The sequence below is a fragment of the Streptomyces sp. WM6378 genome, from assembly GCF_001279695.1.
GTDB lineage: Bacteria > Actinomycetota > Actinomycetes > Streptomycetales > Streptomycetaceae > Streptomyces.
Genome location: NZ_LGDD01000060.1, coordinates 1 through 9550, shown reverse-complemented (window position 1 = coordinate 9550; position 9550 = coordinate 1). Strand labels below are relative to the sequence as shown.

Sequence of the window (9550 nt, the reverse complement as noted above, 5' to 3'; positions counted from 1 at the left end):
CCGTCGAGCGGCTCGCATGGCTGGCCGTACCCCACCGGGACCGAGAGGTCACAACCCTATCCACCAGGGCTGCAGAAGGGATGGTCCTCTAGTGAGCATCGCCGCCGAGAAGTAGCGGTGGTGCGGGATGCGCTGCCTGTGCCGGCGTGGCTGGAGGGCCGGGGCGGGCAGCCGGAGGGCTACTGTTACCGGCAGATGTTGGATGCGGTGTTCTACGTCACCGACAACGGCGTCAAGTGGCGCTCGGTTCCTGGCGACTTCCCTGCATGGGACCGTGTGTATGGGTTCTTCCGCAGGTGGCTTAGGGCCGGTCTGGCCAAGGAGCTTCACGACCGGCTGCGCGGCCGGGTCCGCGAGGCCGAGGGCCGAGACCGTGAGCCGACCGCGGCGATCATCGACTCGCAGTCGGTCAAGGGTGCCGCTTCGGTGCCGTCTGCTTCACGCGGATACGACGGCGGGAAGAAGATCAATGGCAGGCGCCGGCGCATCATCACGGACAGCCTCGGCCTGCTCCCAGGCTTCCTCGCCGGGCTCCCACACCATGCCGGCCTCGGGCGCGTCGAGCAGCTCCTTGCGGCGGGGCTCCAGTTCTCCGGTTCGCAGGGCTTTGCGTTGCTGGTGGACCCATCTGCCGAGGGGGGAGTCCTTGGTGATGCCGACCTCGGTCTTGCGGGGTCTCGCGACGATTGGCCGGTGTGACGGTGTCCTGAGCGGATCGGGCCGCGGCAGAGCGTGTCTCTTGGGCTGGGCGGTTCCATGGAACCTGTACCGAGCCGGTGCCAGCACCACCTGACGCCCCGGGCTCACGGGTCACAACAGAACGGACCGACTGGCCCCGCAGGCAGGTCAACCAGCCCCATCGGCAGGGCTGTTCGGCACCTCGCCGATCGGGGGCGCGGAGAGGCAGGATTGAGACCGGCAAGAAGACCACGGTGGCCGGTTCCTCTCCTGCGCCGAACGGCCGGTCAGCTCTTCGCGCTGGAAGGGGTGTTGTCCCGAACCGGATCCCGATGGGGCCGGAACACCCTGGAGCAGCCTTTGCGGTGTCGCAACCTGTGCCAGGGGGTGGCGCCGCAAGGGCAAGTTCGTGCCAGCCCGGCCGAATCGGTGGGGCTGCCTCCCCGCTGGGCGGTGCCCTGCGTCGCAGGCATGGGCCCGCAATTGGCCCCGTGATCCTCCCAGTTACGCGTACCTGGGTGCGCTTCCGCGGATATGCCGGAACGCTGGAGAGGACGACGGAGCGCAGGGGTTCCGCGGAGGGGAGCCGCGCAGTTCCCGCGCTCGTGGTCGCCGCCCGTGCTCTCCCGCAGCCCGGCGGCGACCACACTCCGGTTGGTCACGTCCACGGACGTGATGTATCCATCTTGGGCGTCTAACCTCCGACACGCGGGCCGAGGTGCGCGGGGCCGGGCGGCCTGCTCAGCGCCGTACACCACTTGCGTGGACGCGGCCACCTCGACTACGACCAGGCAGTCGTCCTTGGGGCACTTCAGTACCTCTGTGAGTCATGCCATTGCTGATGAAGGTGGAAGGAGGGCATAGGAGGTGACTTTCGGGAGGGGCGGGGCCCGGCGACCGGCGGCGCTCCGACGCCCCGCTCGCCGGTGATGTCGAAGCCTTCGCCGAGTACGCGTACATGCGGGACCCCACCGGTCAGGATCGAGACGGACTGCCCCATCGACGTACGACCCGACCGTGTACGACCCGACCGCTCCTCCGAGTCGTTCCCGGTCCGGCCGATCGCCCCTCCCGGGGTGCCGGGCAGCGCGCCCTGGGGTGGCGGCTGTCCGGCCCTGACCGGTGGCGACCGGGATGCGGGGCGGGCCGGTCGGGGCCGCTGGGAGCGTCGGATCCGCCGGGCTACCGGTATCCGGCTCTGGAGGTCCGCGGTATGAGGGAGAGGCTCAGGAGGGGGCGGCGAACGGAACAGGGCGGTGGAGTGGGGGCCGCGGCCAGGCTGCTGTGGGACGCATCGCCCCGGCTCGCGCTCGCGCTCGCCGTGGTCGTCGTGGGGGGAGCTGCGGCCGCATTGCTACTCGTCCTTGTCACGGGCCTGTTGGTGGGGTCGCTGCCCGCCGCGGTGGGTTCCGGGCTGAGTTCCGGCGCCGGGCGGCACATGCTGCTCGCGCTGACCGGGTTCGGTGCCGTCGCGGTCGCCCAGACGGCGCTCGGCTCGCTGGAGTCGGGACTGACGGCCGCGCTGCGGATGCGGGTGACGCAGTCGGTCGACGACCGGGTGATGGCCGCCGCTCTCCGGCCGACCGGGATCGCCCATCTGGAAGACCCGGGCTACGCCGATACGTTGCGGCTGGCTACGGATCCCGAGACGCGGCCCGACGCGCTCGCGCGGCTGCTGCCGGACGTGGTCCGGCCCCGGCTCCAGGGGATCGGACTGGTGTGTCTGCTGGCGCCGTTCGCATGGTGGGCCCCCGTGGTGCTCTGCCTCGCCGGCGTCCTCACCCACCGCGCCTACCTCGGCGTCGCGCGCAGTGTGCACGGTGGGATGGCCGAGGCGAGCGGCGTGGTCAGGCGGGCGGGCTACTTCAGAAGCCTCGCGGTGGAGCCGGGACCCGCCACGGAAGTACGGCTCTTCGGCCTCGGAGACTGGCTGGTCGGCCGGATGACCGACACCTGGCGTGTCGGCATGGCGAGGGTGTGGGCCGTCCGGCGGCTGGCCACGGGGCGTGCCTACGGAACGGTGGCCTTCGTCGTCCTCGCCGAGGCGGCGGTGCTCGGCTGGGCCGCGTCGGCTGCATCGCGCGGGGAACTCGGCCTCGCGGGGCTGGTGATCGTGGTGCAGGCGGCGGTCGGCCTGCCCGCGCTGGCCTGGGTCGGGGACTCCGACTATCTGCTGCGCACCGGGCTGTTGGGGCTGAGAGCGCTCGCCGAGCTGGAGCGGATCAGCCACACGTCGGATTCTGGCGGCGGTAGTCCTCGTACCGGTGAGGGAACAGGCGGGAGCCCGGGCAAGGGCGCGGGCGCGGTGTCCGGTTCCGCCCGGCCCGGGTGCCGGGAGATCGCGGTCGAGTCGGTCTCCTTCGCCTACCCGGGCACCGACCGGCGGGTCCTCGACGGGCTCAGCCTGCGCATCCCCGCCGGGTCCTCCGTCGCGGTCGTCGGTGCGAACGGTGCGGGCAAGACCACGCTCATCAAACTGCTTACCCGCCTGTACGAGCCCGACAGCGGCGGGATCACCCTCGACGGCACCGACGCGCGAGCCTGCGATGCGGCCTCCTGGCGGCGTCAACTGGCCGTCGTGTTCCAGGACTTGGTGAAATATCCGCTGAGCCTGCGCGAGAACGTCGGCTTCGGCGACCTGCGGGCAGCGGGTGACCAGGAGGCGGTGGAGTGCGCGCTGGTGCTCGCGGGCGGGGCGGCACTGCCGGGGCAGCTCGCTTCGGGGTGGGACACGGTGCTGTCCCGGCAGTTCACGGGCGGCACCGAACTGTCTGGGGGACAGTGGCAGAAGGTCGCGCTGGCGCGGGCGCTGCTCGCCGCCCGCGACGGAGCGGTCCTCGTCCTGGACGAGCCCACGGCCCACCTGGACGCCCGCGCGGAGGCCGAGTTCTTCGAGCGGTTCCTGGGGGTGAGGCGCGGCAGCACCACGGTACTGGTCTCCCATCGGTTCTCCGGCGTGCGCAGGGCTGACCTCATCTACGTCCTGGACGGCGGCCGCGTCGTCGAAGCGGGCTCGCACGACCAGCTGATGGCCGCGGGCGGGCGGTATGCGCGCATGTACCGGATCCAGGCGGCGCGTTTCCTCACCGATGGCGGGGTTGAAGGGGGAGAGGGTCACTTCGCGGACGCCCATACGAGCTCCCGTAAAGGCTCCCATGCGGACGGCCCGTCTGCCGCCCCGATCCCTCCCCCCTCCGCCGCCCCGATCCCCGAACAGGCCGTACCAGAAACAGAGTTGGCGCCGCCCGACCGGCGTCGCCCCGCCGACGCCTTCGCCGCACTTGGCACCGTACTCGCGGCCTCGTTCCGGGAGTCGAAGGGGCTTGCGCTCCTGGGACTGATCCTGGTTCCGGCCGCGGCCGGGCTCGGGGCGCTGCAGGCGCTGTGGCTGCGGTCCATGGCCGATGGAGCCGACCGGCACGACCTCGCTGCCGCGCTGGCCGCCGCGCTGCTCCTGGTGGCGACTCTGGGTGTGGGGCAGGCGGTCCAACTGGCCGGAGTCACGGCGCGGATCGGGCTCAGCGAGCGGGTCGGCTTCGCCTTCGACCGCATGCTGGCCCGTCTCACGGCCGGGATTTCGGGGCTGCGCCACCACGAATCGCCCGCGTTCCAGGACCGGTTGCACCTGCTCAGGGAACGCCTCCTCGCCATGGGAGGGCTGCTGAACTGGCTGCTCAACCTGTTGGAGGAACTCGGCGGATTCCTGGTGACCGCCGTGCTGCTGGCGCTGATCCACCCCGCGCTGCTCGCGCTGCCACTCGTCGGCCTGGTGGCGCTGCGCCTCCAGGTGGCGGCCCGCAAGGTCTCCGCCCGCGCTCAGGAGAGGTCGGCGGCGGACTACCGGCTCGCCGCTCAGCTCACCCTGCTGTCAGCCACCCCCGCCGCGGGCAAGGAACTGCGCGTGTTCGGCGTCGGAGCCGAGATCCGGCGGCGGCAGCGGGAGGCGCGCGGCCGGGGCGATGCCGTGATGGGCCGGGCGCAGTGGCGGGTCGCGGCCGTCGGCGGCGTCGCCGGGTTGCTGAACACGCTGTGCCTCCTCGGCGCCGCCGGCTTCGTCACCTCGCTCGCCGCCGGCGGATCGGCGAGTCTGGGCGCCGTACTGCTGGCGGTCCTGCTGGCGGGCAGGTTCGTCGGGCACACTGCGGGTCTCGTGGCGACGACCGGCATCGTCGTCGATCTGCTGCAGAGCGCCGAGCGCTTCCGGTGGCTGGGCGGGTACGCCCGCCGGGTGCGCCCGGCCACCCCCACAGCCGGGGTCCCGGCCACGCTGCGCCACGGGATCGGCATCGACGGACTCTCCTTCCGCTACCCCGGGACGACGTCCCTGGTGCTGAGAGACATCAGCCTGTGGCTGCCCGCCGGGAGCGTGGTGGCGCTGGTCGGCGAGAACGGCTCGGGCAAGACCACGCTGGTCAAGTTGCTGTGCCGGATGTACGAGCCGACGCAGGGGCAACTCAGCGCCGATGGCGAAGAGTTGGCGGCATTCGACCCGGAGTGCTGGCGCGCCCGGCTGAGCGCGGGCTTCCAGGACTTCGTACGGTACGAGCTGTTGGCGGGTGAGACGGTCGGGGTGGGTGACACACCCCGCCTCGACGACCGGGGAGCCGTCCTCGGTGCGCTCGGCCGGGCGGGGGCGGCCGAGCTTCCGGGCGAGCTGCCGGACGGCCTGGAGAGCCAACTGGGCAGGCAGTGGCCGGCGGGCGTCGACCTGTCCGGTGGGCAGTGGCAGAAGCTGGCTCTGGGGCGGGCATTGCTGCGCGACCGGCCGTTGCTGCTCGTCCTCGACGAGCCGACGGCGTCCCTCGATGCCGAAACCGAGCACCTGCTCTTCGAGCGGCTGGGCGCGGCCGCCCGCGCGGCGCACGGCACGGGCGGGATCACCTTGCTGGTGTCGCACCGCTTCTCGACGGTACAGGTGGCCGATCTCATCGTCGTCCTCGACGCCGGCACGGTGGCGGAAGTGGGCAGCCACCGGCAGCTGATGGCGCGGAACGGGCTCTACGCCAGGATGTATGGACTGCAGGCGCGCGCGTACCGGTGAAGCGCGATGCGGACATGACATGACGAGAGCGCCGAGGGTGTCGGCGCTCTCGCTCCCTCGATGGAGCAGGGCGGCTACCCGGTGGCGGTGACCGGACGCAGCCACTCCTTGTCGAGAGGCTCCACCGTGTTGACGTAGCCGACGAACCGGGCGTACACCGCCAGGTCGGTGACGGCCGCGGTCAGCCGCGCGAGCCTGGTCACGGAGTCGGCGCCGCCCATGGAGACCAGCCACTGCGTCATGAGCTCCGCAGCGTGCGCGACCCGGGCGCGGAAGGCCTCGGTGACGCTCAACGGCCCTTCCCTCACCATCAGTTCGGCGAACTCGGCCCAGATGTTCACGTTCTGCGGCAGTACGCCGTGGTCGACTCCGGCGCGGTACAGCCGGTCGTAGTCGAGCCCCTGATACCACGTGATCGCGTCCGGACTCAGGCTGCCCGAGACGAGCACCGAGACGACCTCGCCCAGCAGATCGCTCGCGTTCCGGAGCTTCGCCTCGGCCGAGGCGACGTACACGCCCGCCGAGGCGGCGCCGTCACCGTGCTCGGCGAGCTCCATGGCCTTGTAGGTGTCGCCGGTGGCGCCGAGCAGCGCGAGTCCGGCGTTTCCCGCGAGTCGCTTCTTGTCGCGTAGCGACTCAAGACTCAGCTTGAAGAGAGTGTTGCAGTTGACGCTCATCTGTCCTTCCCTCCCTTATGAGTTGACGGCGACGGATGTGCCCGCCGTGCCGAGTATGTTGATGATGGCGAGTGCCTGCCCGTAGATCCGAATGCGATCGAATTGCGTGATCGCCTTCCAGGGGAACTGCTGCCAGGCGGAGAGATCCGCCGACGCGGCCGTTCGGTCGAAAAGGTCGAGTTCCGCGGAGAACTCGCGCAGTTCGGAGAGGAAGTGGCCGAACGCTGCCTCGTCCCCGCCCGCTACGAACCTTCGGGCGATGACGCCCAGGGATTCGCTGTCGAGCGCGACAAGACCGAGCCCGCTGGCCTCTTCGAGGGTCTCCCGCACTCGCAAGGAGCCACCGCCCGCTGCCCGCAGCACCTCGTCGTGTACGGCATAGAAGCCCAGCTCACGGGCGATGCTGTGGGAGCTCTCGTACTCCACCAGAGCCGCCTTGACCGCAGCGGCCGCGCAGGAGACGCGCACCGTGGCCTGGCGCAGGTCGTTCAGCTCCAGGTCGGAGTGGAGCAGGTGGAGCTCGGCACCGGCCCGCATGAGATGGGCGGAACCGGTCGCGATCGGTGCGTCGACCCGGGCATACAGCTCGCTGGTCTCCTCGTCGAGAGGAAAGAGCCTGCTTTCCTGCTTGTTGCAGATGACACTCATCGGTGACTGCCTCCTTCGAGGATTTCCCGTGCCCGGCCCTGAACCGGCTGCCGTTGAACGCCGTATGGAACAGCGGGCGGAAAACCATCCGGTGGATGAGGTTGTTGAACTGCGCCGATATTTACAGGAATGCCGTCGGCCGTTCCCGTCAACCGGCCGCAGCCGGACGGATCCGGATCGGCCCGGACAGAGGCGGAGGGGAATGAATCGGGGATCCGACAAGAGAGTTGACGGCGAGGCGCCCCGAGGTCTCGACGGGATCGCCACCATGGAGGGGCTGGCGGCCACACTGCGCCACCTCAGGCGCCGGGCGGCCCGGCAGCAGGGCGACTCGCAGCTCACCTACCGGGAGCTGGCGGCCAGGACGGGTTGGGCGCACGGAGTCATCGGGGACTACTTCGCCGGCAAGACCCTGCCACCGACCGACCGGTTCGACGATCTGATACGGATCCTCGGGGCTACCGGCGCCGAACTGGGGGCTCTCGCCACGGCCCGCGACCGCGTGGAAGAAGGACGGCGATACGCTGACAGAGCTGTCCCCCGCGGCTCCGCAGGGCAGCGGACCGAGGCACCGGTCCCCCGCGAGCTGCCACCCTGCATTCCCCACCTCTGCGGCCGCACAGGTGAGTTGGACCGACTGGACGCTCTGCGTCCGCAGCCGCAGCCGGGCCCCTGCGCGATCGTGGGCCTCGACGGCCCGGTCGGCGTCGGCAAGTCCGCGCTGGCCGTGCACGCCGCGCACCTGCTGGCCGGCCGCTTCCCCGACGGCCAGCTCTACGCGGATCTGATGGGGACGGCTCGGGGCCGGCGCCCACTGCCGCCCGCGGAGGTGCTCGCCCGGTTCCTGCGGGCACTGGGGGACACCGGCGCCGTACCCGACAACGAGGAGGAAGCCGGCGCACGGTACCGGGCCCTGGCGGCCGACCGCCGCCTCCTCGTCGTACTGGACAACGCCCACGACGCCGCCCAGGTGCGGCCGTTGCTGCCGGCAGCCCCAGGCTGCGGGGTCCTGGTCACCAGCCGGCGCGTCCTGGCCACCGTCAACGGTGCTGTACACCTGCATGTGAAAGTGCTCCCGGAACACGAGGCCCTTGCGCTCCTCGGAGCGCTGGCCGGCGAGGACCGCCTGCGGGAGGACCGGCCGGCGGCCGAGGCGATCGTCCGCAGCTGTGGGTGTCTTCCGCTGGCACTGCGCATCGCGAGCGCCCGGCTGACGGCCCGCCCGTCCTGGCCGCTACGCGCACTCGCCGACCGGCTGGCCGACCCGCGGCACCGGCTGGACGAGCTGGAGTACGACGACCTGCGGCTGCGCGACGGCTTCCGCAAGGGGTACGAGTCGCTCCTGCACAGTGGCAACTCCATGGACCGCGCCGCCGCGACGGCGCTTCCCCTGCTCACGACACATGAGGGCGCAGGCCTGACCCTGAGGGAGGCGGCCCGCGCACTGGGCCGTACGGAGTCGGCGGCGGAGCCGGTCCTCGAACGACTCGTGGACACCCAGCTGTTGGAATCCCCGGCCCCCGGCTGCTACTCGTTTCACATCCTGCTGCGACTGTTCGCCCTTGAGTACGCGTGGAGACTTGAGGACCCGACGGCGGCGGTGGGACTCAGGGCCGGCGCGAGCCCCGAGAACCGGGAAGGCCCATAGGCGGCGCGGACGGGGCAGGTCCGACCTCACCCAGCACCCCAGCCCACACACGCCTGCGGTCGGCCTGGCGGTGCCGCGGTGAGGTAGACCGGTTTCGAGGTCACCGAACCCGACCGGATCTTCACCCACAGCGCGTCGATGTAGATGATCGGCCAGACCGCGTCCAGGGGCCTGTTCTGCCAGGTCACGACCTCGACGCCGTAGATCTGGGCCAGGTGGGAGCGGATGTCGCGCACGCTCATCCCGCGGGCGTAGAAGGACAGGATCCGTTCGTTGAACCCGGCGAGGCGGCGGGCGTTCTTGGGGACCAGACTTGGTTCGAAGTCGCCGTTGCGGTCCCGCGGAACCGCCAGTGTGATGGCGCCGGCGTCGGTCAGGACCGTCTTGGGTGAGGTCCCGTTGCGGGAGTTCCCCGACCCGTGACCTGCCCGATCGCCGCGTTCATAACCGAGGTGTTCGCTCATCTCGGCTTCCAGAGCCCGCTCCAGCACGGCCTTGGTGATCTCCGTCAGCAGCCCGCCCTCGCCGAGCAGGGCCGCCCCTGAGGCATCAGCCTTGTCGAGCAGCCGCTCGACCACCTCGTCGACCATCGCGTCCCCGGTCGCCGCTGCGACCGGTTCTGTCTTCTCCGCCATGACTCGACCGATCCGCCTGACCAGGGACCCGAGGCCGAGCCCCAGGCCAAGCTGTCATGTCACGGACTTACACGATCTTTCAGACACGCTCCCCCCGAGATGCGGAGGGAGTCGACAGCGGGATGCTGGTCCGAAAATGAAGGATGAGCCCAGGTCAGCGAGGTGACCGGCGCGCTGTGTTCATGCGGCCTCAATGGGGTCGAAGCGGACGGTGAAGCCGAGG

Annotated in this window: 4 protein-coding genes and 3 pseudogenes; 3 read left to right on the top strand and 4 right to left on the bottom strand. The window is 70.9% G+C overall.

The window, feature by feature from the left end; translation table 11 throughout:
* Positions 1-117 precede the first annotated feature (117 nt).
* Positions 118-270, top strand: a pseudogene (locus tag ADK54_RS47375) (transposase); the annotation flags it as partial.
* Positions 271-510: 240 nt separating this feature from the next.
* Here the strand turns inward: ADK54_RS47375 and ADK54_RS47370 are convergent.
* Positions 511-669: pseudogene (locus ADK54_RS47370) on the bottom strand (helicase associated domain-containing protein); the annotation flags it as partial.
* A gap of 1270 nt (positions 670-1939) precedes the next feature.
* Between ADK54_RS47370 and ADK54_RS48540 the strand changes: the two are divergent.
* On the top strand, positions 1940-5719 hold the full coding sequence (locus tag ADK54_RS48540; protein ID WP_053724968.1) for an ATP-binding cassette domain-containing protein: 3780 nt from the start codon (positions 1940-1942) through the stop codon (positions 5717-5719).
* A 74-nt stretch (positions 5720-5793) separates the two neighbouring features.
* Here the strand turns inward: ADK54_RS48540 and ADK54_RS08680 are convergent, their stop codons facing one another.
* Both ADK54_RS08680 and ADK54_RS45770 read right to left on the bottom strand, forming a co-directional pair.
* Complete coding sequence (locus tag ADK54_RS08680; protein WP_053724967.1) at positions 5794-6396, bottom strand: hypothetical protein; 603 nt, start codon at positions 6394-6396, stop codon at positions 5794-5796.
* A 15-nt stretch (positions 6397-6411) separates the two neighbouring features.
* Positions 6412-7044, bottom strand: a complete 633-nt coding sequence (locus ADK54_RS45770; RefSeq protein ID WP_053724966.1) for a hypothetical protein — start codon at positions 7042-7044, stop codon at positions 6412-6414.
* A 202-nt stretch (positions 7045-7246) separates the two neighbouring features.
* Here ADK54_RS45770 and ADK54_RS08670 point away from each other — a divergent pair, with 202 nt between their 5' ends.
* Positions 7247-8692: a helix-turn-helix domain-containing protein gene (locus ADK54_RS08670; RefSeq protein WP_159047672.1), complete on the top strand. Its 1446-nt coding sequence runs from the start codon at positions 7247-7249 to the stop codon at positions 8690-8692.
* Between the two features lie 80 nt (positions 8693-8772).
* Here the strand turns inward: ADK54_RS08670 and ADK54_RS08665 are convergent.
* Positions 8773-9327, bottom strand: a pseudogene (locus ADK54_RS08665) (transposase); the annotation flags it as partial.
* Positions 9328-9550 lie beyond the last annotated feature (223 nt).